This is a genomic window from Psychroserpens sp. S379A (genome assembly GCF_049800755.1).
Lineage (GTDB): Bacteria > Bacteroidota > Bacteroidia > Flavobacteriales > Flavobacteriaceae > Psychroserpens.
On record NZ_JBNAFQ010000005.1, the window covers coordinates 153908 to 180673 of the forward strand.

Below are 26766 nucleotides of genomic sequence, written 5' to 3' on the forward strand. Positions count from 1 at the left end.
AAAGCGCAAAGTTACGAAAATATAACGCTTCAATAGCCGAATTATATTCTGAAATATTTCAAATACAATTTAGAATGCACGTTTCATACTATTGCGAATCATCCACAAAGCCATAACAAAATTTGCAACTACAAATGTTCCTCCGTAAATAATAAATTGTTTAAAGCTGGAAGATAAACTTACGATGTTAAACAAATCTGATAAGTACACTAAAATGAGGTATGAAGAAAAGCAAACAAATGTAATTCCTAGAGAGAAATTTAATTCTTTACTAGGTTTTATAAGTTGCCACACAAAAGGAATTCCAAATAAGAGGATTGGGTAAGCTGTTACTCCAGAATTTCTATTAACACTTGTAAACCAATATACAATTACTGCAATAAAGTACAAGTAAGGGATAAACTTAGAATATTTATTAATCCATTTCATCTGCTAAAGGGTTTTTATTATCAGATGTAAATTGCCTATAAAAATGGCTGGTTGAAGTGGCTATTTACTATTAATCAATTATACAACGTAAGTTACGAACAGAAATTATATGTTGAGAACATTATAACATTTAATTAACTAATTTATAGAGTTTAAACTTTTTGGGACGAATGCATTTTTAACGAGGAATTTAACGTACCTTTGCACGCTTAAAATAAGGCATCATTATGGCTAATATCAAAAACATTGCAATTATTGCGCACGTCGATCATGGTAAAACAACTTTGGTTGATAAGATCATGTACCATTGTCAGTTATTCCGTGAAAACGAAAACACAGGAGATTTAATTCTTGACAATAATGATTTAGAACGTGAAAGAGGAATTACTATTACTTCAAAAAATGTATCAGTAATTTATAAAGACACAAAAATTAATATCATTGACACACCTGGTCACGCCGATTTTGGTGGAGAAGTAGAACGTGTGTTAAATATGGCTGATGGTGTTTTGCTATTGGTTGATGCTTTTGAAGGTCCAATGCCACAAACACGTTTTGTATTACAAAAGGCTATCGATTTAGGATTAAAACCTTGTGTGGTTATTAATAAAGTTGATAAAGAAAATTGCACACCTGATGAAGTTCATGAAAAGGTGTTTGATTTAATGTTTGAATTAGGTGCAGAGGAATGGCAATTAGATTTTCCAACGGTTTATGGTTCGGCTAAAAATAATTGGATGAGTGACGATTGGCAAAATGAAACTGAAAACATTGAGCCACTTTTAGATATGGTCATTGATCATATTCCTGAACCTAAAATTGAAGAAGGTTCAACGCAAATGTTAATTACCTCTTTAGATTTTTCATCGTTTACAGGACGAATCGCTATAGGACGATTAACTCGTGGTGAATTAAAATCAGGACAGCAAGTATCTTTAGTAAAACGCGATGGTAGTATTGTTAAATCTAGAATTAAAGAATTACATGTTTTTGAAGGTTTAGGACGTAAAAAAGTAGATGAGGTTCTAGCTGGAGATATTTGTGCATTAGTTGGCTTAGAAGGTTTTGAAATTGGTGATACTGTAGCCGATTTTGAAAACCCTGAAGGTTTAAAAACGATAGCTATTGATGAACCAACGATGAGTATGTTGTTTACGATTAATGATTCACCTTTCTTTGGAAAAGATGGAAAATACGTTACATCTCGTCATATCAAAGAACGTTTAACTAAAGAATTAGAAAAGAATTTAGCACTTCGTGTTGAAGAAACCGATAGTGCAGATAAATTTATGGTGTTTGGTCGTGGTGTATTACATTTATCGGTTTTAATTGAAACCATGCGTCGTGAAGGTTACGAATTGCAAATTGGTCAGCCACAAGTAATCATTAAAGAAATTGATGGTGTAAAATGCGAACCTGTTGAAGAAATGACCATCGATTTACCAGAAGAAGTATCTGGAAAAGCCATAGAAATGGTAACGATGCGAAAAGGCGAAATGCTAAGTATGGAAGCTAAAGGTGAGCGTATGGTTTGCGAATTTGTTGTACCATCACGTGGAATCATCGGATTACGTAACCAATTATTAACAGCTACAGCAGGTGAAGCGATTATGGCTCACAGATTTAAAGAATACCAGCCTTTAAAAGGAGGAATTCCTGAGCGTCAAAACGGATCTTTAGTCTCTATGGAGAATGGTCAAGCCATTCCGTATTCTATTGATAAATTACAAGAACGAGGTAAATTCTTTATCGATCCAGGAGAAGATATTTATGAAGGTCAAGTGATTGGTGAAAATTCTCGTGGTGATGATATGACAGTTAACGTGACTAAAACCAAAAAGTTAAGTAATGTACGTAGTTCTGGAGCAGATGATAAAGCTAAGATTGTTCCTGCTATTAAATTTTCATTAGAAGAAGCCTTAGAGTACATTCAAAAGGATGAATATGTTGAGGTAACTCCTAATCATTTAAGATTACGTAAAATATTCTTGAAAGAAGTTGAGCGTAAGCGTAATAAAAGTATTTAATTACACAATTAGTAATTAATTAAAGAGGAACTTAATTTTTAAGTTCCTCTTTTTGTTTAAAACATTTATTTGTTCATTACAAAAGTGTTAATTTTCGTGACCTAATGTAGATTAAATTTTATGGAAGTCTTAAAACTATCTATTGTAATACCAGCTTACAATGAATCTGAAACAATTCACTTGATTTTGGATAAGATTAAAAAAGTTGAGCTCATTGATGGCATGATTAAAGAAATCATTGTTGTAAATGATTTTAGTAGTGATGATACAAAAGAACATATACTGTCTTATATTAAAACAAATCCTGAGTTAGATATACGATATTATGAGCATGAGAAGAATAAAGGAAAAGGAGCTGCAATACATACAGGTATTTCTAAGGCTTGTGGAGATTATTTAATTATACAGGATGCGGATTTAGAGTATGATCCAGAAGAATACAATAGACTTTTAAAACCAATGAATGATGGTTTTGCAGATGTGGTGTATGGCTCTCGATTTATGGGAAGTCAACCACATAGAGTACTCTTTTTTTGGCACACCATAGGGAACAAATTTCTAACATTTCTTTCAAACATGTTGTCAAATTTAAATCTTACAGACATGGAAACATGTTATAAATTGTTTAAGACGAATATAATTAAAGATATTAAATTGAAAGAAAAGAGGTTTGGGTTTGAACCTGAAGTGACAATGAAAATATCAAAAATCCCGAAAATTCGAATTTATGAAGTTGGAGTTTCATATTATGGACGAACCTATGAAGATGGAAAAAAGATAGGATGGCGAGATGGATTTAGAGCCATTTATTGCATTATAAAATATAGTATCACTAATTAATAAAACAAAGTAATTAATTTCTTCACGAGTTAGTTTTTTCTCATTTTAATCTCTTGCATTAATAGTTTTGTCAAAATTATAAAGCATAAGAAAATCATAGCATAATTATAAAATAAAAGTCTTGGTATTGAATAGGTAAACAAAGCACTTAACATCGCGTTTAGTATAGATAGACTAGAGAAAATAAATAGTAATGCATCCCATTTGTTGTAAGAGGACATTAGTTTAAATAAACTGAAAAGAAGGGAAAAAGCAATACTTATAAAAATAAACCAATGATGAAATCCGTGTAAAATATTTGCAAAATAAAGCTGAATCCATTTTTTGAAATTTTGTTTGATTAATATAAAGGTTAAGTTTTTACACGTTTGATCTATTTCATAAAATGATTTTGCAGAGGCAAAATTATCATCTTCATAAATTGGTAGATGTTTTTGTAAATAATATTCAGTACCAGATTCATGTATTGTTAAATTGCAAATTGCAACTAAACTTTTCTGAAAATGCTCATATTGTTCTCTATAATTTTTAGCTTTATTTTGAGATAATAATAGTTTTTGTCGAGTAAGAGAATGGTAACAAGATTCAAAAATTACTCTATCATCTTTATTTGTAATTAATTTGATATCATCACTATTAGAGACATAAAATGCAGATGTAGACATATTTACAAATCCAAAAGGCGTAGTCATAAAAATGCCATCTTTTAGTTTGTGATAACTTAAGTCTCCTAAGACTGCAACAATTGGAATTAAAACTAAAACTGATAAATGTATTAAAACCGATTTTTTAAAAACCTGTGTTCTGTTTTGAAGTAAATATACAAACGCAAAAATTAAAGATGTAAAAAGAAACTGACCTCTAGTGAAAACTAAAGCTAAAAACACAATAAAAATGTACTTTAATACCTTTGAATTATGATTGAAAATGAATTCTAAATTTAAAGCTACAAAGAGTAAATATAAAGGATAACTTAAACCTTCTGGACAAATGTTATTAGCGACATAAAGCGGACTGAAAAAAGGAAAAAGTAAAATGCCCAATAATAATATCTTTAATGCAATGTTTAAATGGAGAAGTATTGACACTTTCTTTAAGAAAAAATTCACAGCAAAAAGACCAAAAATAGATTGAAAAAAAATAACAGCTATGTCAAAAGCATCTCCAAAAACAAAAAGAAAGGTTTTAGAAAAAATAACATAACCTAAGTGTCTATATGGTAATGCTAATAGATATCCACTAGTATCAGGAGAGTATATTGCTTTTTGAAATATTGTAAAAAAGAAAACAATACTATAGGTTACTAATAATAGATACTTTTCTTTAAATATTTGTCTTGGTTTCAAAAGCTTATTTTTAATAAATCAAATATAAATAATTGAATCTAAAACAGGTTTTAACACTTAAATTATTGTACTTTGTATTTAATTAAAGTGACTATAAAAGAAAAATTTATTCAGTGCGTATTTTTTCAATACAACCATATCAATTAGAACAAAAACATCAATGGAATGAATTTGTAGCAGTTTCTAAAAATGCTACATTTTTATTTCAAAGAGATTTTATGGACTACCATCAAGATCGTTTTGAAGATTATTCGTTAATGATTTATAAGAATAATAGCCTTGTTGCATTACTGCCAGCAAATCGAAAAGACAATCAGGTATACTCTCATCAAGGACTAAGTTATGGTGGCTTGTTGTTAAAAAAGGACTCTAAATTTGTTGATGTGTTAGAAGCATTTAAAACTGTTTTAAAGTTTTTAGATGACAATGATATTGATGGTTTAAATTTGAAATTACTGCCTAAAATTTATCATAAATTTCCAAGTGATGAAATAGAATATTTAATGTTTAAAACGGAAGCTAAAATTGTAAGACGAGATACCTCTTCGGTAATAGATAAGCATCATCCATTAAAAATGACTTCTTCTAATAGAAAACGTAATTTAAAAAAGGCAAAGTTAAATAACATCAAAGTAGAAGAGGTTGATGGGTTTGATACATTTTTTAACCATATTCTCATTCCTAACTTACAAGAACAGCATGAAGCAATGCCTACGCATTCAGTTGAAGAAATAAGTAAATTGAAGACGAAGTTTCCAAATCATATCAGACAATTTAATGCTTCTTTTAAAGGCGAAATTATTGCAGGTGTGACCATTTTTGAAACCGAATATGTTGCTCATGCACAATACATTTCTACCATTGCTTCAAAAAAAGAATTGGCAGGTTTAGATGCTATTTTTAATGAATTGATAACTATAGTTTTTAAAAACAAACGCTATTTTAGTTTTGGTATTTCTAACGAAAATAACGGACAACATATTAATCAAGGCTTACTAAAATGGAAAGAAAGTTTTGGAGCAAGAACAATAATTCATGACTTTTACAACGTTAATACAAAAAATTATAACCTTTTGAATGATGTATTCGTATGATTCCGTTTTTAGATTTACATAAAATCAATGCAAGATTTGAAACCGAATTTTCATCTAAATTTAAATCGTTTTTAGATTCTGGGCATTACATTCTTGGCAACGAAGTCAAATCATTTGAAACTAATTTTTCAAACTATTGTGGAACTAAATATTGTGTTGGAGTAGCTAATGGTTTAGATGCATTGACACTAATTTTTAAGGGTTATATAGAACTTGGTAAATTACAGCCTAACGATGAAATTATTGTGCCTGCTAATACTTACATTGCAAGTATATTGGCTGTTATAAATGCTGGCTTACAACCTGTGTTTGTTGAGCCAGATGAAACGACGTTTAATATTTCTCCTTCAGAAATTAAAAAGCATATCACTTCTAAAGTAAAAGGAATTTTAGCAGTTCATTTGTATGGTCAGTTAGCAGATATGGAAGCTATCAATTCAATTTCAAAAGCACATGATCTTTTAGTGATTGAAGATGCTGCTCAAGCACATGGAGCCGTGTTAACTTCTGATAGTTCGACAGCATTCAGCACCAATGAAAAAAAAGCAGGAAACCTTTCTCATGCTGCTGGATTTAGCTTTTATCCTTCTAAGAATTTAGGCGCTTTAGGAGATGCTGGAGCTGTAACTACAAATGATGCAGAATTGGCTGATACAATTAGATTATTACGAAATTATGGGAGCTCAAAAAAGTATGTTAATACGACTTTAGGAGTTAACAGTCGTTTAGACGAATTACAAGCTTCATTTTTAAATCTAAAGCTCACTTATCTTGATAAGGACAATAATAGAAGACGAGAAATCGCTAAGTTATATGCTGAAGGCATTCAGAATGAAAACATTCAGCTTCCAGAATGTAACAATGCTGAAGCTCATGTATTTCATGCTTTTGTGGTAAGAGTTACTGATAGAGAGAAATTCAAATCATATTTAGATAGTAAAGGTATAGGTTCTTTAATTCATTATCCTATTCCGCCACATCAACAAAAAGCGCTGATGTCTTTTAAAAGCTTATATTTGCCTGTAACAGAATCTATTCATAATACTGTGGTAAGTATTCCAATGAGTCCAGTGATGACTAATGAAGAGGTTCAAACTGTTATTAATGTCCTAAATCATTACTAATTGAAAAAACTCATCAAGTACATTAATACCAATGTGCTGTTTAAAGTAGCGCATCTTAATTCGGCTACAATAGCAACCAAAATAATTGCTGGAATTTTAACGTCTAAGGCAATAGCTGTTTTTATTGGAGTAGAAGGTATGGCACTTATTGGAAATCTTCGAAATTTTATAAGTGGTGTGCAATCTTTTGCGATACTTGGATTTTATAATGGTTTTGTAAAAACAGTAGCTAAGTATAAAGACGATACTCTAGAATTGTGTAAAACCATTTCTACAACATATTATTTAGGTTTCTTTTCCACTATTTTAATGTCGTTTTTGTGTTATTACAATGCGGAATTTATAAATGATATTCTCTTTTCAGCAAATTACAACTATGCTTATGTGATTCAAATTTTAGCATTAGCATTGCCATTTTATGCTTTGAACATGTTTTGTTTTGGGATTATGAACGGTTTTTCAAATTTTAAAATGCTGTTGATTATCAATATTATTGGTCAGATTCTCGGACTTGCAGTGACCTTGTATCTTATTTATATTGATCACATTGATGGTGCTTTAGTGGCAGCAGTAATAGCACCTTCTCTTATATTTTTAATCACCTTGGTTGGTATTATTAATCGAAGAAGTTTAATGGCTCAAATCAAAATATCACATGTAAGTATGGATGTGTTAAAACGATTTGCTCCTTATGCTGTAATGGCAATGGTGACTTCAATTGCGTTACCTTTTGCTTCTATATTGATTCGTAATTTTATCATAGAAGAGCTTGGAATAAAACAAGCAGGATATTGGGAGGCGATGAATCGAATTTCAGATTATTACCTCATGTTTGTCATGTCAATTATGACATTATATATCATTCCTAGATTTAGTGAAATTGATAGTAAAAAAGAGTTTAGAAAAGAGGTTTTTGGCTTTTATAAATCGGTTATGCCAATATTTGGTTTAGGATTATTGGTTATTTATTTTTTGCGTCCATTTATAGTTAGCTTGGTCTTCTCTCAAGATTTTCAGCCAGTTGAACATTTGTTTTTATGGCAACTATTAGGCGATTTTGTAAAAGTGTTATCTATTGTAATCGCATACCAATTTTTAGCAAAAAAGATGTTTGCTCAATTTATAGTGATAGAAATTTTCTTAGTTATAATGTTGTATCTAACGAGTGTCTATTTAATAGAGCTCTATGGCATTGAAGGTGCTGTTATGGGACATTTTTTTAGTTATGCTATGTATTTTCTAGTTGTGTTGTTGGTTTTTAGCAATTCGCTTTTTGGAGTGATAGTTGAAGAATGAATTAAATGATAGTTTGTAAACTAATAGTATATTTATGAGCGTTAATAACCTAATAACCTAATAACCTAATAACCTAATAACCTAATATAACGTGATCGACCTTAAAGGGTTTATTAAAAAGAATCTGTTGTTAAAAATGACATCTTTAAATGCTGTTGTCATTTTTATTAGGTTAGTGGTATCACTGTTTATTCAACGTTTATTAGCAACAAACCTTGGAGAAGCAGGTATTGCAAAAATTGGTCAGATTAGAAATTTGTTACAAATTGTAACTAGTACATCTTCCCTTGGGACATTTAATGGTATTGTAAAATATGTAGCAGAATTTGAAAATGAGCAAAAGAAGCTTTCAAATCTATTTTCAACTGCTTTTATATTTGGTTTTTTAGGCGCTTTAGTTACTGGTTTAATTATTTTTTTTAATGCCGAATTTATCTCGCTTAAATTGTTTAAAGCCAATGTTTATGCAGGCATAATTAAGTGTTTGGCATTTATACTCCCAGTAATAAGTATTAATAGAATATTGTATGGTATAATAAACGGACAATCTGATTATAAATCGTATGCAAAAATTGAACTTAGTGGTTATTTGCTAGCCACAGTTTCTTTATTAATATTCTTATACTACTATAGTCTTAAAGGAGTTTTGTTTTCAATTATTATTTCGCCTTTAATAAGTTTTGCAGTTATTCTATACATTGCTTATAAAAAAATTAAAATATACCTTAAACTTAACGAATTAAGTTTAAACTTTTCATTTGCAAAACCACTTTTGGCTTTTGTTTTAATGTCTTTTGTGTCTTCTGTATTGATTAACTATATCGAAATTGATATAAGGACCACTATAGCTAATAGAATTAATATTAAAGAGGCAGGTTATTGGACGGCTATTAATTTTATATCTAGAAATTATATGGTGTTTTCAGCTAGTTTATTTACACTTTATGTGATTCCTAAATTTGCTAAAATTAATACAGGGCGTGAATTTAAGAATGAGGTAATATATATATATAAAACCATCTTGCCACTATTTGGTGTTGGGATGATTTTAGTCTATATGTTTAGAAATTTAATTATTAGTATAGTTTATCCAAATTTTGAAGGTATTGAGCCTTTATTTAAATGGCAATTATTAGGAGATTTTGTAAGATTAGCAACCTTAGTTTTATCTTATCAATTTCATGCTAAAAGAATGGTTTGGAGTTTTGTTATTACTGAGTTTGTCTCTTTAGGTTTGTTTTATTTCTTATCAAAACATTATGTAGACTTGTATGGAGCCGAAGGTGTTGTTATTGCACACTTTTATAGGTATATTTTATATTTTCTTGTGGTTGTATTTGCGGTTTGGTACTATTTTAAAAGTAAATCAAACGACATTAATGAGTAGTAGAATTCCAAATGTCAAGATACTTTTTTGAACTTGTGATGTAATGATGCTCTCTTTCAATAAACCTTCTAGCATTTTGCGAAATTTCAATAATTTTATGAGGATTGAGAATTAACCATTCTATTTTTTCTGCTATTTTTTCTGCATCTGGCAAGGCATTAATAGCCACAGTGTCTTCTTCTAGATTATAATAATCTAACCATTCTTGTTCAGCTCCAGTAAAAACAACCTTTCCTTTTGCCATAGCTTCAAGAGCATTATAACCTTGATCATAAGCATATACTTGATCTAATAAAATATGACACTCATTATAGCGTTTAATATAATCTTTATACGGAATACTGTATGTTGTAATAATTTCTACTTTATTAGGATGTTTTTTTGAGATTATTTCTAAAGCAGTTTTAAAATGAATGTTGCCTTTTTGAGTAGATGAGGCGATATTTACGCCATGAAAAATCTTAATTGTATCAATTTTTTTTATAGGTTCAAAAGTGATTTTATCAATATTGATTGGGTTTGGAATTAACCCTAGATAATTACTTTTTCCTTGGTAAGGAATATGATAATCTATATCTGTAGCAATGACACCTATAGTATTGTTTTTTATAAATTTATAAAGATTATAATATGGCTTTGAAGTATATTTTAACGAAAAATGATATTTCTTTTTTAATTTAGAATTCTCTAAATATGGAGTTAGTATCGAATACTTTAATTTGTTTTTTAGGGCATAAGAAATACTCACATAATCCTGACCAGAGCATAACAAAAAAATATTTTTATTTTGTTTAAATAGAGTTTTAAGTAATTTTTGTTGAAAAGTAGGTTTAATGCATAATGCGTCTTCATTTATTAATTGCACGATGTCAAAATCAGTTAACCTAGGTAAGGCTTTTTTAAATTTATAGATGGTTTCATAATCAGCTAAATCAATTTTTAACAACCTAAAGAAAATTTTTCTTAATATAGAAGGAATATATTTTTTTGAAAACGAATTGTCAATATTGATGTCAATAGGATAATTTTTAAAAGTATCTCCATTACCTACTAAAACAACATCGTGACCTAACTCTATTAAACCTTCTTTTAAAGAATTATGAAGCCTACTATATTCGCCTACTAATAAAATCTTCATTTATATTATATACATTTGTTCCAAAGATAGAGATATTGACTTTACAACACAATCCATATACTGCTTTAGAAGTTTTGATAGCTACACAAAACAGGACATCACTTGATTTTTTATCAAAAATGTTTCCTAATAATGATTTTAAAGCGTTTAAAGTATTAATTGTGAATCAAACAACTTTAGATAAGAAATTAATTTCTGATGATGAAAATATAAGAGTGATTAATTCTAGTGAAAAAGGTTTGTCTAAAAGTAGAAACCTAGCCTTGCAAAATGCTTCTTGCGAGATAGTACTTATTTCTGATGATGATGTTATTTATGAGCAAGACTTTTATAAAGTAGTTCTTAGTGCTTTTAATAATTTACCTAAAGCAGATCTTATTACATTTAAGGCTAAAAATTTTGATGGTAAAGCTTATAGAAAATATGCCAATACGAATTATCAATATAATTTAAAAACAATTAAAGGTGTTATTTCATGGGAAATAGCACTTAATGTTGCAAACATAGAAAAATTACAAATTTCTTTTGATGAACGATTTGGCTTAGGGAGTCAATTTACAACAGCTGAAGAGTATATTTTAGCTAGAGAGATCGTACAGAAAGGATCAGAGAGCTATTTTTGTAATCAATTTGTTGTGTCGCATCCAGAAGAGAATTCTGGAATGGATTTAGGGAGTGATCGTATCATTTATGCTCGCTCAGCTTTGAATTACAAATTGCACAATTTTTTAGCGTATTTTTGGCTGTTAAAGTTTGTACTCTTTTTAGTGCGCCATAAATTTATAATTCATTCTAAGGTTTTTAGAAAACTTAAAGTTGGATTAAAAGGAATTAACGATTATAAAAACTTGAAATAATGACAATTAAAGAAATACAAATTGTTGAATTAATTAAGATCGAATTAAAAGAGTTTTACGTTGAGAATATTTCTTAAATGTACGTGTGAATCATTAAATGAGAAGATAAAATGAATACATTAAATGATGTAGTTATAATTGAAATTCCTAATGTTCATGAAGAAAGGGGTAAGTTGTCAGTTATTGAAAAAGACATCTTTCCATTTGAAATGAAGCGTGTGTATTATTTGTATGATGTGCCAAGTGATGCTTATCGTGGTGGACATGCACATAAAAAACAACACTCTTTGGTTTTAGCTTTAAGTGGTAGTTTTAATGTTATAGTTGATGATGGAAATTCTCGCAAACGAATTATGCTTAATAAACCTCACATTGGACTTTATATTCCTACAGGTATTTGGCGTGAAATTGAAAATTTTTCGTCTGGATCTGTATGTTTGGTTCTTGCTTCAACGGAGTACGAAGAAGAAGAATATATTCGAGATTATAATGAGTTTAAGTTATCTAAAACTACTTAGTTGAATGCCTCGCTTTTTCAAGAATTGTTTTAGTTTAAAAAATAGTTTTAAAAGACATGTAGGTAAAGCTAATAAAAAGCGCTGCTTTTTATTCAATGATTTGCTGTCTAATTTATCAGTATATAAATCGGCTTTTTCAGAATTACCAGTGAGTTTATATTGAATTGCAATAGCAAATCTATTTAAATCAAGATATTGTTTTAAAGAAGAATTAGTTTCGGCTTGAGCATTATAATTGTCTAGATTAATAAATTGCCTAATGTTTGTGTTGGAGTTACTTATTCTGTTATCAGAATGTAATTGATGTATTGCTGAAATTTTATTACTAAAAGCTACAGGATATTGTAATGCAATACGAATCCAAAGATCTGTATCTTCACCAGCACCTAAAGTAATTTTAGTATCAAAAGTGCCAATTTTTTTTAAAACAGATTTTGGAACCATTGTAGCCGAAGTCCATGCAATACTATTAATTAAACTCGATTCAAAGTAATCATCTACAATACCTTTCCAAAGCAAATCACTAGGAATGTTTTTGAATTTTGAACGAATAATAATATTTCCATCTTGTTTATTATAAGCCTTACAATACAAACCACAATTAGGAAACTCTTCATACAACTCTTTTAAGTCTTGTAAGTGATGCTCTAACCAAAGGTCATCTGCATCTAAAAACACAATTAAATCTGAGTTAGCCTTAGAAATCCCATAATTTCGAGCATGTGATACGCCTTGGTTTTTTATGCTAAATAGTTGTAATCGCTCATCATTAATAGATTGAATCACCTCTAAACTCTTATCGGTTGACCCATCATTAACAACAATCACTTCAAAATCTGTAAAACTTTGAGCCCAAACACTATCAAGTGTGTCTTTAATGTGCTTTTCCTTATTGTAAAGCGGAATGATTATGGATAAGTATGGTTTTATCATTTTGATTTATCAGAACAAATGTAACAGAAATTTAATCTAATCTGAACTTATATATATTGATGTCTAATTAAATTAACAATTTAATATAGAATATTTACGCCTTGTTAGTAAATAATTTACTATATTTATAGTCCTAATACAAATTCCCTTTCAGAAATAATTTTGTTGACACAAAAGAGGCATACTTGAATAAAGTATGCACTAGAATTTATTGCTTTTTTTAGTTTGAATTATTAACAATTAAATCTTTATATTATGAAAAAATTATTTATTTTAAGTTTGTTGGTCATAGTTTTTACAGCTAATTCACAAAACACTTCACCTTTTCCTGCAACTGGTAACGTAGGTATTGGGACGACGACACCATCAGAAGAATTGGAAGTTGTAGGAACTATTAAAGCAGATAAAGTAATTATTAATAATACTGTTTCAAACGGATCAACATTTATTGATTATGTTGATAGAAATTTCAAATGTAAAGTTATTGGTTTAGGTACTGAAGCAGCAAATAATAGTCATCTATTAAATTTATATGATTTTCCGCAATCTAACTTGAACCCTAATTCTAGAGTTCTAATAGGCGTAAATGATCGAGCAAATTATACTAGATGGAGGTTCTTTGCCGATACGGGAAGTTCTAGTACTTTATTCTATTATGATAAAAATCAAAGCTCTTTTTTTGAATTACATGAAGATGGTAATGATAATGTGTATATGTCACTTTCAAAGGAAAATAGCTATGTGACAATTGGTACTGATTCTTATAATGATAATGGAGATTTATACAAGCTATCTATAAATGGCAAAATGAGAGCACATGCTGTAAAAGTATATACGGACTGGGCAGATTTTGTGTTTGACGATAATTACATCTTACCAACTTTGCAAGATGTTGAAAATTATATTAAAGAACATGGTCATTTAAAAGACATACCAAGCGCTGAAGAAGTTGAAGCTAATGGGATAGAGTTGGGTGAAATGAATAAATTGTTGCTTCAAAAAATAGAAGAATTAACACTTTACACCATAGAGCTGAAAAAGGAAGTAGATGAATTGAAAACTAAAATGGATTAGTTATGAAAATAATTTATATACTTATATGTTTTCTTACATACAACTTTATCTTAGCACAAGAAAACCCGATGTTTTTTGTTGAGATTCCTAATTCTAGTTACATACTTAATGTAACACATAATAGCAATGAAAAAAGAATTGCGTATTCAAACACAGGAAACACGTCATTGGATATATTAGTTAATACTTATAAAATATATAATGTACAACATGAATTTAAAAATTCGAACAAAAGTTCTTTACAAAATATATATTTAGTTGAATGTGATGATATTGAACTTATGCACGATCTTTTAAATCAATTCTCAACATATTATCCAAGAGTTGAAGATGCAGACAGGGAATTGCTTTATGAACCAAATGATTATGGAACAAACGGAGGTTATACAGTTGCCGATCAAGTAGAGCTCGATTTTATTCGTGCTCCAGAAGCATGGGATATAACTAAAGGTAGTAGTGATATTAAAATAGGTATTGCTGATACACAATTTATGGTTGATCATGATGATTTAAAATCTACTTTAGCTGTGGTTGTAAACAATAATAATAATCCTAATGGGTACGATCATGGATCAGCTGTTTCATCAATAGCCGCAGGTGATACTAATAATGGTAAAGGGATTTCTGCGATTGGTTTTGATTCATATATATATGCAGCAAATGGTTTTTCTAATGTAGTAGACGATTTGTCTTTGTTTCCTGAAGTTAAAGTAATTAATGCTAGTTTTGGTTCTCGTAGTAGCCATCCTCCAACTATAACACCAGATGTTTATGATGAAATTATTAATTTAAGAAGGGTTGTTGTCGTTGCAGCTGCTGGTAATGGAGCTCCTAACTCAAGTAACCCTAGTTCTACAGATTACTATACACCAGCTTCTTATAAAGATGTAATTTCCGTTACAAGTATTGGTCATGAAGACAATACATGGAGTTATGGCACAACAGGTCCAGCATGGCAATCTTTTTATAACAGTCATAACCTTTTGCGAGATGGAGTATCTAGACCACATCAGTATAATGATTCTGTTGACATAGCAGCTCCAGGATATTATGTTTCTCTTGCGGTTAGAATTGGAACCAATGTGACTAATGGGTATATGCGATCACAAGGAACTTCCTTTGCCTCTCCAATTGTGGCTGGAACAGTAGCATTAATGTTTGATGTTAATTATTGTATAGATCCAAAAGAAGTTGAGACTATTTTAAAACTCACTGCTGTAAAAATAGATCATTTGCCTCAAAATTTGCCATATTATGGTAAGCTAGGAGCAGGCAAATTGGATGCTTATGAAGCAGTTAAAATGGCTAAAGACATGTATGATTCTTTTGGTACTGTTGAGGTTAAAGACCGTATTTTATATAGGCCATGGTTTTATAAATTAGTCACTGCTCCTTATGAAATTAAAATGACCAATAATGATGTGACTGGAGGTTCAAAATTAAAATTTAGGGCACGTAATAATATTGAAATTTTAAGTGGAGATTATTATCCTCAATCTGGAGGTTATATAGATTTACAAATAGATAATACAATAGCAGCAGATTGCCCACCTCCTCCAACAACAACTTTAAGAAAGTCAAACTCAAATGAGGATATAAAAAATATTAAATTAAGTAAATATAAAATTGTACCTACGGTTGTAGATAGAGAAATAAAAATCTTAAGTGAGGATAACTCATTAGATAATATTTCAGCAATTAAAGTGTATAATTTTTATGGTGTTGAAGTTATTGCTAAGGAGTACTTAAAAGAAGTGCCTTTATTAGATTTAAATATTTTGAATGAAGGTATTTATATTGTAAAACTTTATAATTTAAAAGGAGAGAATATACACACTCAAAAAATAGTTAAGAAGTAATATTAGTTATTTAAAATAGGTAATCTCAAAATTTGAGATTGCCTATTTTTTTAACTCAAATCTAAATGGCATATATAACAAATTCGATACAACTGAAGCATTGTCATTGAAGGATTGCTACCTGTTAAATGCTGTTCAAACTTAGCTTTAAAAACCTTGTGTATACAAGAAAACACAAAACGTAATTTAAATCGTTTTAATTGTATATACAATTTGAGTAAATCATTTTGATGACTTTTTATTTTATCTAAGTTATAGAGTTTAAGTAAAGTTTCAGCGGCTTTTTCTTTTTTTCTTAAATAGGTTTTACTGGTTTCAATGCCTAAATGATACACTTCATTGTTAATATGAAAAACTTTAATTTTTTTCATTTTTAGTATGGCAGCAAAAAAATTATCAAAGCCATAACCTTTTTGTGCTATTTGAGAATTAATATCAAGAAACACCAATTTTTTAATCATAAAGTTTGCCGAAATAATCACTTTGTAAGGCTTTGCGTTTCGCTCTTGAGCACTAAGCTGTTCATGAGTTGATCCATATTTCCATCGTAACATGTATTCTGGTTCAGGTTGTTTTTTGTAGTAAGCAAAACCACCATAAATGGCTTCATGTTCGTGATTAATATATTTTAAATAATTGTTTATAAATTGTTCAGTTTTAGGAATTACATCAGCATCTAAAAACAAAAGCCATTCGTAATTAGCTTTTTCAGCCAAATATTGTCTTGCACTAGTTCGACCGAGATTTTTATTGCTTATAAGGTATTTAGTGAAATCTAAATTAGAGAGTTTTTCATTTTCAAGAACAATATCAGAAGTAGAGGCATCATCCAAACACATAATTTCAAAAGGCACATTACATAGTTGCAATTGCGTGTGAATATGTGTTACTAAGTTAACAACATTGTAATTATAAACTGGAATCAATACAGAGATCATGACTGCTAAAATAAGAATTAAAAGCGTTACATTGCAGTACTTAAAAAGACTAATATGGATAGTTCTAAATCTAAAGATATTTCAGAACTTATTTTCAACAGGATAAAAGAAAAACAAGTAGAACTGAAAGCTTCTTATGAAGCCTCAAAACAGCAAATTGGCTTTTTTTATATTGATGATTTACTGCCTGAAGATTTAGCTAAACAGTGCTTCGATGTGTTTCCGAAGCCTTCCGAAATGCGATGTTTAAAAAGTATTCGTGAATACAAGTACGTGTCTGCTCAAATGAACAAACACGACACCTTGTTAGAAGAGGTGCTGTATGCCTTTCAAGATTCAAAGATTGTAAACCTTATTGGTGAAATTTGCAATATCAATTCGTTGTATGCTGACGAGTCTTTATATGCTGGTGGTTTGTCACAAATGGCAAAGGATAATTTTTTAAATCCGCATTTAGATAACTCACATGATGCTGAACGTGAGCGTTGGCGAGTTTTAAATCTATTATATTATGTAACACCAGATTGGACAACTGAAAATGGAGGTCATCTTGAACTTTGGCCTAATGGTCCTAAAAAAGAACCTATGGTTATTGAAAGTAAGTTTAACAGATTGGCAGTTATGGCAACTCATGATACATCTTGGCATTCTGTAAATCAAGTTTTAGTCGATAAAAGTCGATGCTGTATTTCAAACTACTATTTTAGTGATGAGCCTTTAAAAGTAACCGATAAGTTTCATGTCACTAAATTTAGAGGTCGTCCTGAAGATACATTTACTAATCTTGTTTTAGATTTAGATGCCAGCCTTAGAATGTTAGTTAGAAAGGTCTTTAAAAAAGGAATTCGTAAAAATCCACATGTTTATAAAAAGGAAGATTAATCAAATTGCTTTTTATTGCCTTCAAATTTTAAATACGGATTGTCTAGTACATACGCATTGCGATCTCTTTTTAAATCTGATCTGTAAGGATGATCTAAAACATGAAAATAATACAGTTGTTTTACCCAATTAGCGTTTTTAAAAACACGTTGATTTTCAAAAAATCTGTGATAGCTTAATTGTCTTAGTGGTTGTTCGTTATTAAGTTCTTCTACAGCTAGCAATTCTCCACATTTTTTATTGTGATGAGGCATAAAAATATCGTCAAGATAGACATAGGTTAATGGTAAGAAATATGTGGCTTTTGCTTTAAACAATTCTAATACGTCTTTTGTAGAACTGTAATAATCAACATCTATTGTAACAAACCCAATAGGAGCTTCTTCAGAAATACTAGCAATAAAACTAGATATTTTTTCTTTTATTGGTCCGTAAATAATGGTTGCCTTGTCTTTAATTTTTTCCTCAAGTAACGCTTTGTTCATTGGGAAATCACCACTATTATAATACTCTGGATGATCTCTATAATCTATAGGTTCTGGCATGCCTTCTCCAGTATCAAAACCATAAATATTAACTTTTATACCAGTTGCTTTTGTTACTTTTTTAGCAATCTCAATCAAATTCATTAAACCTGCACCATTGGCTACACCAAACTCAATAACAGTTATTGTTTTAAATCCTTTTTCTTTAGCTTGATCTGCAGCATGTAATAAACCAAAAGCATGTTGTGGTCTAATGACTAAGTCGTAAGCTACTTTTTTTCTAAACGAACCAAAAACTAAAACAAAAAGCGCAATAATATTGAGGTGTAAAGGCTCAGTAAGCCGTTGCTTAAAAATTTTATTCCAACTATTCTTTTGGGATAATCGTTTTAATATAAAACCCATAGATTTTATTAAGTTTATTCAAAACTAAAACAATAATTTAGATTATATATTAATCGCTATAATTTATTGTTGCTTTATATTTGGTATGAGTTTTGTCAATTTAAGACCATGAAACACATTTTAGCAATTATTTTTAGTATAGGTTTTAGTACAATGATTTGTGCGCAACAGGAATTTCATGTGTTCCCAAAATCGCATAATGAAACACCAGGAAGGGAAGACGGAACAGGTACTTTAGATAATCCTTGGGATTTACAAACCGCATTAAATCAAAAGCCTGATGTTGTAAATGGAGGTGATGTTATTTGGTTGCATAAAGGTGTGTATAATGGGAGATATATAAGTAAAATTAAAAGCCTAGAACCTGATACTTATATCACAGTTTCGGCATACAATAATGAACGAGTAATTATCAATGGAAATGTAGAATCTTCAAAAGAAGCTGTACTTGAAGTAAGAGGAAAGCAAGTGATTTTTAAAAATTTTGAAATTACTTGGCTAGGAGAGTTTTCAAGAGATCAAAAGGATTCTGACTTCAAATCAACAACGGGTTTGAGGCATCTTGCTGGAGAAAATTGCAGGTTTTATAGTCTTAAAATTTATAATGTTCCTGGCTTAGGTATGGGCTCGTGGAAACATGGAGCGGCAACCATTATTCAAGATTGTATGATTTATAATAATGGTTTTATGTCTAAAGTTGGAAAAGGTGGAGGAGAAGGCATCTATGTTCAGAATAAAAGTGATGAAGTAAGGCTTATAAAAAACAATATCATTTTTAATAATTATTATAAAGGTATTGAAGTGTGGTCTGCTGGAAAAAATGCAAAATATCAATATGTAAAGAATATAACATTAGACCATAATATCATCTTCAATAGTGGCTCGCCTTCAGGTGTTCATAGAGATAATGTTATTGTTGCTTCTGATGATAGAAATGGAATTAATATTGCTGAAAATATTTCGGTACTTAATAATGTTTTCTATCACAATACAAAAAGCGAAAAAGGAGTGTTGCTAGGTAATGCACCTTCATTGTCATTAGGGTTTAATCATACAGCTCCTATTGAAAATGTTGTAGTAGACAATAATATTATTGTTGGAGGTTATAATGCTTTAAGGCTCTTATTGGCAAAATCACTACGTTTTACTAACAACACTATTTACACAGGAAATGTTCAGATTGGTCCTCGTATTTTAGATTTTTATCAGCATTGGGATTTTAATTATAATACCATTTATTGTAGACGCAGTACACCTTATCGAATCACAAGAACTGCTGATCATTCTTTAAACACTTGGAGACGCGATTTTCAACTGGATATTGAAAGTAAAGTGATTCCGATTACTAAATTTAAACTCGATAGTGTTCTGCATATATCTAATCATAGTCAGCATAAAAATAAATATACTGTTGCCTTATTTGATAAAAAAGGAAATGATGTTGTAGTAGATTTTTCTGAATATAATGTAAAACCAAGGATTAAGTTTAAAATATATGATGTTGAAAATCCTAATGTTGTTGCAAAATCTGGACAAGTGCCACAAGATTTTAAAATTACATTTCCAATGCAATTAACTGCGTTTGAAAAACCACTTCATAATATGAAGGCTAAAAAAACAGTATCTGATTTTGGTGTTTTTATTATAGAATTTGACGAGGAAGTTTTAAATCAAACTCCTAAAGAAAAAGATAATTTCTTGATCCGCTTTTTCAAGTGGTTAGGATTTTAGTTTTTTGAGGCAATCAAGATGGTTTCAGGAGACTTAAATCCATGATATGCATCTTTTTCTGAAGTATTGTAGGATGCAATTTCAACTTTAAATCCAGCAATTTCTAGACGTTCTTTTAGTCCTAAAACCGAATACACTCGCACATGATCATTTTGACCAAAATGTTTTTCGCGTTCTATAGGTGAAGTAATACTAAAATCCTCGTAAATGTCTCCATCTTTAAATGGTGTTTGTATAATAGCTTTACCTTTTGGTTTTAAAACTCTAAATAATTCTGAAATAGCAGCTTTATCATTAATAATATGTTCAAGAATATGATAGCAGATAATGGTGTCGAATGTTTCATTTTCTTCATTAATTTGAGTGATATCAAATTTGTAATCTGCTAAGAATTCATTTTCAAAGTCAGAGCTGAAGTAATTAATATTGTTTAGTTTCTTAAGTTTTCTAAATATGCTTCTCGAAGGAGAAAAGTGTAGTATGTTACCTTTAATACTGTTTCTTGAGTTTAATATAGACCAAAGTCTTCGTGTTCTAGATAAACTCCCACAGAAAGGACATAACAAATCGTTATTGCTTTTGTGAATAAAAGACTTTAAATGCTTTTCGCAAACATTACATTGCTGTGTGTTTCCAGAATAGAAAATACCGTAGAAGTATCTAAAAAACAGTTCGTTTTTAAATAAAAAAGATTTAGGTAGTAAGCGTTTTATGTTTTTTTTGAGAAAATTATACACGTTTCTGTACCACTTCAAACACCTTGTTTTCATCGCACTTTAACGTCTTACTTGGGTATTTTAAAAGTAAAGCGTAATCATGTGTAGCCATTAAAATGGTGTTTCCATTTTTATTGATGTCTCTTAAGACTTCCATTACTTCAATACTGGTTTGTGGATCAAGATTCCCTGTAGGCTCATCGGCTAAGATAAGTTCTGGTTCATTTAACAACGCTCTCGCTATAGCAATACGTTGTTGTTCTCCTCCAGATAATTCATGCGGAAATTTAAATCCTTTAGTTTTCATGGCAACTTTATCAAGAACAGTTTCAATGCGTTCGGCAATTTTAGTTTTGTCTTTCCAGCCTGTAGCTTTTAGTACAAATTCTAAGTTGCTATTAATAGTTCTGTCTGGTAATAATTTAAAGTCTTGAAACACAATGCCTAATTTTCGTCTTAAAAAAGGGATGTCTTTCTCTTTCATAGTTCTTAAGTCATAATTTACAATTTGACCTTCTCCTTCAGTTAATTGCAAATCGCCATAAAGTGTTTTCATAAAACTACTTTTACCACTTCCTGTTTTTCCAATGAGGTAAACAAAATCACCTTTGTTCATTTCTATATTAACATCAGATAATACCATATTATCACCTTGATAAATAGATGCGTTTTTAAGTTGTAAAACAGTTTCAGACATAATGAAGTTTAAAAAGAGATATTCTAAAATGTAAATGTATTATAAAAATAAATCAATTTCATAAAAATGATTATTTAAAATACGTTAAGACGTATGACTAGTAATTTAAGATGTAACATAATCATATCGTTGGAGTCTTTTTTAATAAGTCTGTGTATAATTATAGCACGATTATTGCGTTATAGATTGCAGATAATTTATTTTTGTCATCAATTAAAATCGAACCTAATGACTTTCAGAAAACTAAGTGTCTTACTTACTTTTTTGTGGTGTAGTTTATATCTGCAAGCACAACAATCGGCTACTTATACAAGTGATTTAGTAGACTATCAAAAGGCATTAACCTTATACAATAATCAACAATATCAAGCAGCTCAGTCGCTGTTTGAAACCTTAAAGGAAATAGTAGATGACGATACCATAGAGTCAGATTGTGCGTATTATATTGCCAATTGTGCAGTACGTTTAAATCAGAAAAATGCCGATGATTTAATTCAAGATTTTGTAGATGATTATCCTACAAGTACAAAACGTAATACAGCGTTTTTAGATGTTGCTGATTATTATTTTACCAATGGGAAATATGCATATGCCAGAAAATGGTACGACAAGGTTGATGAAGATAGTCTAGCACGTTCAGATCGTGAGAAATTCAATTTTAATTATGGCTATAGTTTGTATGCTACTGAAAGTGAAACAGAGGCAAACAAATATCTTAATAGAGTAGTTGATTCTAAAGAATATGGCTCGCAAGCTAAGTATTATATTGGTTTTATGGCTTACGAAGGAGACGATTATGATACGGCTAATGAGTATTTTGATCAAGTAAGTGATAAAGAAAAATACAAAGAGAAACTATCTTACTATCAAGCGGATTTGAATTTTAAACTTGGCAAATTCGAAAAAGCTATTGAGTTGGCAAAAGAGCAGGTTGACAACAGTAGTCCGCAAGAAAAATCACAATTGTCAAAAATTATTGGAGAAAGTCATTTTAACTTAGAACAATATGCCGAAGCGATTCCGTATTTAAAAGCTTACAAAGGCACTCGTGGACGATGGAATAATACAGATTATTACCAATTAGGATATGCCTACTACAAGCAAAATGATTTTGAAAATGCCATTTCCGAATTCAATAAAATTATTGATGGCAATAATGCAGTGGCTCAAAACGCCTATTATCATTTAGGTGAAAGTTATATCAATCTCAATAAAAAACAGGAAGCCTTAAATGCCTTTAGAAATGCATCGCAAATGGATTTTGATGTACAGATTCAGGAAGATGCTTGGTTGAATTACGCAAAGATTAGTTACGATATTGGAAATCCGTATCAATCGGTTCCACAAGTATTGACAACCTATTTAGATGCCTATCCTGATACGAATTATAAGGAAGAAATTGAAACCTTATTGATAGATTCCTACATCACATCAAAAAACTACAAAGAAGCGATTAAACTACTAAATAACAAAAAGAGTTTTGAACATCGTTTGGCGTATCAAAAAGTTGCTTTTTATAGAGGAGTTGAAGTTTATAATGAAGGCGATTATCAAGAAGCTAAAACCCTTTTTGACGCATCAATCAAGGAAGCTAAAGCTCCAGTTTTTACTGCTAGAGCAACATTTTGGAAAGCCGAAACCGATTATAGTTTAAGCAATTTTGACGATGCATTAATTGGGTTTAAACAATTTAAACAGCAAGATAAAGCTTCAGAAGTTGAAGAAATTAATAACATAGATTATAATTTAGCCTATACCTATTTCAAACTTAAAAACTATAATCAGGCTACAGCAAGTTTTCAATCATTTATAAATCATCATAAAGACGATCAGTTACGATTAAACGATTCTTACCTAAGATTAGGTGATGGTCATTTTGTGGCTTCAAATTATAATGAAGCAATTACTGCCTACGAGCAGGCCATTCAAATCAACGAAATAGAATCTGATTATGCATCGTTTCAGAAATCTATAAGTTATGGCTATACCAATCAAGCTTCAAAAAAAATAGAAGGTTTAGAGGCTTTTATAACAGCGTTTCCAAAATCTGCTTTACGTGATGATGCCATGTACGAACTGGCAAATTCGTATGTAAAATCTAATAACAAGAGTGAAGCTCTGGCAATGTATGATCGATTAAATACAGAGTATAGTAATAGTGTTTTTGTGTCTAAAAGCTTATTGCGACAAGGCTTACTCTATTATAACGACAATGATAATGATCTTGCTTTAACAAAGCTTAAAAAAGTGGCTCGAGATTATCCATCTACAGATGAGGCAAATCAAGCAGTTGCAACTGCACGTTTAATTTATATAGATCTTGGTCGTGTTGACGACTATGCAGCTTGGGTAAAAACTTTAGACTATGTAGACGTCACTGATGCAGAATTAGATAATGCCATGTATTTAGCTGCCGAAAAGCAATATTTAGACAACAATACAGATGGAGCTATTCGCCAGTTTAATAAGTATTTAAATGAATTTCCAAACGGAATTCACGCTTTAAAATCACATTTCTATATTGCTGAATTGTATTCTAAAAACGAGTTGTCAGAAAATGCTCGTCCGCATTATGACTATGTTGTCAATAAACCTAAAAGTGAGTTTACAGAGCAAGCCATAGTGAAATTATCTGAAACACATCTCAATGCCTCAAACTGGGATTTAGCAATTCCACTTTTGAAACGATTAGAAGTAGAAGCAGATTATCCTCAAAACATAACTTATGCACATTCTAATTTAATGAATGCCTATTACCAAACTGAAGCTTATAATGAGGCTGTAATTTATGCTGAAAAAACACTGTTAAATTCTAAGTTAGATAACAAAGTAAAAAGTGATGCTCAAATTATTATAGCACGTTCTGCAATAAAAACTGGTGATGAAGATAAAGCTAAAACTGCTTATGCAAAAGTTGAAACAATTGCCAATGGTATTATAGCTGCTGAAGCGCTATACTACAATGCCTATTTTAAAAATAAAGAAGGTAAACACGAAGCTTCAAATACAGTGGTACAAAAATTAGCACAAGATTATAGTAGTTATAAATATTACAGTGCAAAAGGTTTGGTGTTAATGGCAAAAAACTTTTATGCCTTAGGAGACGCATTTCAGGCGACTTATATTTTGGAAAGTGTGATTACTAATTTTTCAGAATTTGACGATGTTGTCACTGAAGCACAAACCGAATTAAATACAATAAAAACTGAAGAAGCTAAAACGAATGCTTCAGTAGAAACGGAACAAAACTAAAAGTATGACTTTCAGATTTAAACATATAATTTTATTCATTCTTAGCTTAAATGTTGTTGTGTCTATGGCTCAAGAACAGGAAAATGATTCCATTGACGCAGGAACTGTAAATGTTGTAAAACCATATACACCTAAAATTTCTGATGCTTTTAAAATTAAAGAAACACCAAGTTTAAACGATTCTACAACAGCAAAGAAAAAGGAGATTAAATACAATATTTTTTCTATTCCTGTAGCGTCAACGTTTACACCAGCAAAAGGAAAAGCAGCTACTGTTGATAAGGAAAAGCCTGTAAGGTTATACGATAATTATGCGTCTTTAGGTGTTGGTACTTATACAACAATATTAGGAGAAGTTTATCTTAATCATGAACTAAGCAATAGCGAACGTGTTGGTGGTTATTTTAGTCATCATTCTTCGGCTGGTGATATTGATGGTGTTGAGTTTGATAATCACTTTTCTGAAACAGGTTTAAATGTACATTATAGTCAAAAGCAAAGTGATTATTCGTGGAAAGTAAATGGAGGTTTTCAACTGCAAACCTTTAACTGGTATGGATTACCAGATCAGGATATCGATAAATTTGACGTAGATCATTCGTTCTATTCAGCTAACATTGGAGGTCATATTAATTTTGAAGATGCTATTATTAATAAAGGAAGTGTTTTGTACAGAAGATTTGGCGATAATCAAGATTCTGGCGAAAACCGATTTGTTTTAGCATCAGAGTTTGATGTTCTTGTTAGTGACGAGCTTATTAGTACCGAAGTTACTATAGATTATATTGGTGGTGCTTTTGATAGGAGTTACTTTGTTGATGAAGAACTAAAATACGGTAACTTTAATATTGGTATTGCACCAAGTTACCAAATGATACAAGACGATTTAACCGTGAATTTAGGAGCGAAATTGGTATATCTTAATGATACTGAAGCTAGTGAAAATAAGTTGTTTGTATATCCAAATATAACTGCAAGTTATAGACTAGTTGATGAACTAATGATTGCTTATGGAGGAATTGAAGGTGGTTTGATTCAAAATTCATACTACGACTTTGCACAAGCAAATCCCTTTGTGTCACCAACATTATTTATTGTACCAACAGATCAAACTTATAATGCATCAATCGGACTTAAAGGAAAATTGTCAAATACTTTAAGTTATAACATTAGTGGACATTATTTAGCGGATAATAACAGAGCTTTGTTTAAAACAAATCCAGGTCTAGGTATCGCTGAAGAAAAGTATCAACTTGGAAATTCTTTAGAAGTTGTTTACGATGATGTGAGTACGTTTTCAATTGCTGGAGAATTAAATGTAGATGTCAATCGAAACTTTACACTAGGAATGAAAGCTGAGTATTTTGCGTATAACACAGATGATGAAGCCGAAGCTTGGAACTTGCCAGACATTGAAGCTTCTCTGTTTTTAGATTATCAAATTAGTAAGCATTGGTTTGCAGGAGCGAACTTGTTTTTTGTAGGCGAACGTAAAGATTTGTTTGCAATTGAACAAAGTTTCTTACCAGTAGATCCACCTAAGACGATTACTTTAGATAGTTTCTTCGACCTCAATGCTCATGTTGGTTATAAAATCAATAATCAACTATCAGCTTTTGCAAAAGTAAATAATATAGCAAATCAAGATTACCAACGTTGGATGAATTATCCTGTTCAAGGCATTCAATTTTTAGCTGGAGCAACATATCAGTTTGATTTTTAAATAAGAATTTGTGTC

22 protein-coding genes are annotated in these 26766 nt (G+C 30.4%); 14 read left to right on the plus strand and 8 right to left on the minus strand.

All coding sequences use genetic code 11. From position 1 onward, the window contains the following. Positions 1 to 69: 69 nt before the first annotated feature. Positions 70 to 429, minus strand: coding sequence for a hypothetical protein (locus tag ACP15M_RS12545; RefSeq protein WP_425077553.1), 360 nt, complete (start codon positions 427 to 429; stop codon positions 70 to 72). 227 nt (positions 430 to 656) lie between these two features. Between ACP15M_RS12545 and typA the strand changes: the two genes are divergently transcribed. Further along, positions 657 to 2456, plus strand: a complete 1800-nt coding sequence (gene typA / locus ACP15M_RS12550) for a translational GTPase TypA (RefSeq protein WP_425077554.1) — start codon at positions 657 to 659, stop codon at positions 2454 to 2456. A 120-nt stretch (positions 2457 to 2576) separates the two neighbouring features. Continuing rightward, positions 2577 to 3296 (plus strand): glycosyltransferase family 2 protein, encoded by a 720-nt coding sequence (locus tag ACP15M_RS12555; protein ID WP_425077555.1) that lies wholly within the window; start codon positions 2577 to 2579, stop codon positions 3294 to 3296. A gap of 29 nt (positions 3297 to 3325) precedes the next feature. Here ACP15M_RS12555 and ACP15M_RS12560 read toward each other — a convergent pair whose 3' ends face one another. Next, complete coding sequence (locus ACP15M_RS12560; RefSeq protein WP_425077556.1) at positions 3326 to 4642, minus strand: hypothetical protein; 1317 nt, start codon at positions 4640 to 4642, stop codon at positions 3326 to 3328. Positions 4643 to 4755: 113 nt separating this feature from the next. Between ACP15M_RS12560 and ACP15M_RS12565 the strand changes: the two genes are divergently transcribed. The 4 genes from ACP15M_RS12565 (at position 4756) to ACP15M_RS12580 (ending at position 9543) form a co-directional block, all read left to right on the plus strand. Then, entirely contained in the window at positions 4756 to 5736 is a 981-nt protein-coding gene (locus ACP15M_RS12565; RefSeq protein ID WP_425077557.1) for a GNAT family N-acetyltransferase, read from the plus strand. Continuing rightward, complete coding sequence (locus tag ACP15M_RS12570) at positions 5733 to 6860, plus strand: DegT/DnrJ/EryC1/StrS family aminotransferase (protein WP_425077558.1); 1128 nt, start codon at positions 5733 to 5735, stop codon at positions 6858 to 6860. Before ACP15M_RS12565 ends, ACP15M_RS12570 begins: the two co-directional genes overlap by 4 nt. Continuing rightward, entirely contained in the window at positions 6861 to 8156 is a 1296-nt protein-coding gene (locus ACP15M_RS12575; RefSeq protein WP_425077559.1) for an O-antigen translocase, read from the plus strand. A 136-nt stretch (positions 8157 to 8292) separates the two neighbouring features. Next, positions 8293 to 9543 carry an O-antigen translocase gene (locus ACP15M_RS12580; protein WP_425077560.1) on the plus strand — a complete coding sequence of 417 codons (1251 nt, stop codon included), beginning with the start codon at positions 8293 to 8295 and terminating at the stop codon, positions 9541 to 9543. Here ACP15M_RS12580 and ACP15M_RS12585 read toward each other — a convergent pair. Beyond that, positions 9533 to 10681 (minus strand): glycosyltransferase, encoded by a 1149-nt coding sequence (locus tag ACP15M_RS12585; protein ID WP_425077561.1) that lies wholly within the window; start codon positions 10679 to 10681, stop codon positions 9533 to 9535. The genes ACP15M_RS12580 and ACP15M_RS12585 overlap by 11 nt on opposite strands. A gap of 119 nt (positions 10682 to 10800) precedes the next feature. Here ACP15M_RS12585 and ACP15M_RS12590 point away from each other — a divergent pair, with 119 nt between their 5' ends. Then, positions 10801 to 11538: a glycosyltransferase family 2 protein gene (locus ACP15M_RS12590; RefSeq protein ID WP_425077562.1), complete on the plus strand. Its 738-nt coding sequence runs from the start codon at positions 10801 to 10803 to the stop codon at positions 11536 to 11538. Between the two features lie 110 nt (positions 11539 to 11648). Further along, positions 11649 to 12056 carry a sugar 3,4-ketoisomerase gene (locus tag ACP15M_RS12595; protein ID WP_425077563.1) on the plus strand — a complete coding sequence of 136 codons (408 nt, stop codon included), beginning with the start codon at positions 11649 to 11651 and terminating at the stop codon, positions 12054 to 12056. Here the strand turns inward: ACP15M_RS12595 and ACP15M_RS12600 are convergent. Then, the gene (locus tag ACP15M_RS12600; RefSeq protein WP_425077564.1) at positions 12039 to 12989 is read right to left on the minus strand and encodes a glycosyltransferase family 2 protein; all 951 of its coding nucleotides are present in this window, start codon (positions 12987 to 12989) and stop codon (positions 12039 to 12041) included. The genes ACP15M_RS12595 and ACP15M_RS12600 overlap by 18 nt on opposite strands. A gap of 255 nt (positions 12990 to 13244) precedes the next feature. Here ACP15M_RS12600 and ACP15M_RS12605 point away from each other — a divergent pair, with 255 nt between their 5' ends. Both ACP15M_RS12605 and ACP15M_RS12610 read left to right on the plus strand, forming a co-directional pair. Further along, positions 13245 to 14063 carry a hypothetical protein gene (locus tag ACP15M_RS12605; RefSeq protein WP_425077565.1) on the plus strand — a complete coding sequence of 273 codons (819 nt, stop codon included), beginning with the start codon at positions 13245 to 13247 and terminating at the stop codon, positions 14061 to 14063. Positions 14064 to 14065: 2 nt separating this feature from the next. Then, the gene (locus ACP15M_RS12610; RefSeq protein ID WP_425077566.1) at positions 14066 to 15922 is read left to right on the plus strand and encodes a S8 family serine peptidase; all 1857 of its coding nucleotides are present in this window, start codon (positions 14066 to 14068) and stop codon (positions 15920 to 15922) included. Between the two features lie 50 nt (positions 15923 to 15972). On the opposite strand, the gene ACP15M_RS12615 is transcribed toward ACP15M_RS12610, so the two are convergent. Continuing rightward, a complete protein-coding gene (locus ACP15M_RS12615) occupies positions 15973 to 16860 on the minus strand; it encodes a glycosyltransferase family 2 protein (protein ID WP_425077567.1) in 888 nt (295 codons plus the stop codon). A 54-nt stretch (positions 16861 to 16914) separates the two neighbouring features. Here ACP15M_RS12615 and ACP15M_RS12620 point away from each other — a divergent pair, with 54 nt between their 5' ends. Further along, positions 16915 to 17742 (plus strand): 2OG-Fe(II) oxygenase, encoded by an 828-nt coding sequence (locus tag ACP15M_RS12620; RefSeq protein ID WP_425077568.1) that lies wholly within the window; start codon positions 16915 to 16917, stop codon positions 17740 to 17742. Here ACP15M_RS12620 and ACP15M_RS12625 read toward each other — a convergent pair. Then, the gene (locus ACP15M_RS12625) at positions 17739 to 18632 is read right to left on the minus strand and encodes a hypothetical protein (protein WP_425077569.1); all 894 of its coding nucleotides are present in this window, start codon (positions 18630 to 18632) and stop codon (positions 17739 to 17741) included. The genes ACP15M_RS12620 and ACP15M_RS12625 overlap by 4 nt on opposite strands. 108 nt (positions 18633 to 18740) lie before the next feature. On the opposite strand from ACP15M_RS12625, the gene ACP15M_RS12630 reads away from it, so the two are divergent. Continuing rightward, positions 18741 to 20363, plus strand: coding sequence for a hypothetical protein (locus ACP15M_RS12630; protein WP_425077570.1), 1623 nt, complete (start codon positions 18741 to 18743; stop codon positions 20361 to 20363). On the opposite strand, the gene ACP15M_RS12635 is transcribed toward ACP15M_RS12630, so the two are convergent. After that, positions 20360 to 21100: a class I SAM-dependent methyltransferase gene (locus tag ACP15M_RS12635; protein WP_425077571.1), complete on the minus strand. Its 741-nt coding sequence runs from the start codon at positions 21098 to 21100 to the stop codon at positions 20360 to 20362. The genes ACP15M_RS12630 and ACP15M_RS12635 overlap by 4 nt on opposite strands. Next, positions 21093 to 21776, minus strand: a complete 684-nt coding sequence (locus tag ACP15M_RS12640; protein ID WP_425077572.1) for a cell division ATP-binding protein FtsE — start codon at positions 21774 to 21776, stop codon at positions 21093 to 21095. Before ACP15M_RS12640 ends, ACP15M_RS12635 begins: the two co-directional genes overlap by 8 nt. Before the next feature lie 228 nt (positions 21777 to 22004). On the opposite strand from ACP15M_RS12640, the gene ACP15M_RS12645 reads away from it, so the two are divergent. Beyond that, positions 22005 to 25028 (plus strand): tetratricopeptide repeat protein, encoded by a 3024-nt coding sequence (locus ACP15M_RS12645; protein ID WP_425077573.1) that lies wholly within the window; start codon positions 22005 to 22007, stop codon positions 25026 to 25028. Between the two features lie 4 nt (positions 25029 to 25032). After that, positions 25033 to 26751, plus strand: coding sequence for a TonB-dependent receptor domain-containing protein (locus ACP15M_RS12650; RefSeq protein ID WP_425077574.1), 1719 nt, complete (start codon positions 25033 to 25035; stop codon positions 26749 to 26751). Positions 26752 to 26766 lie beyond the last annotated feature (15 nt).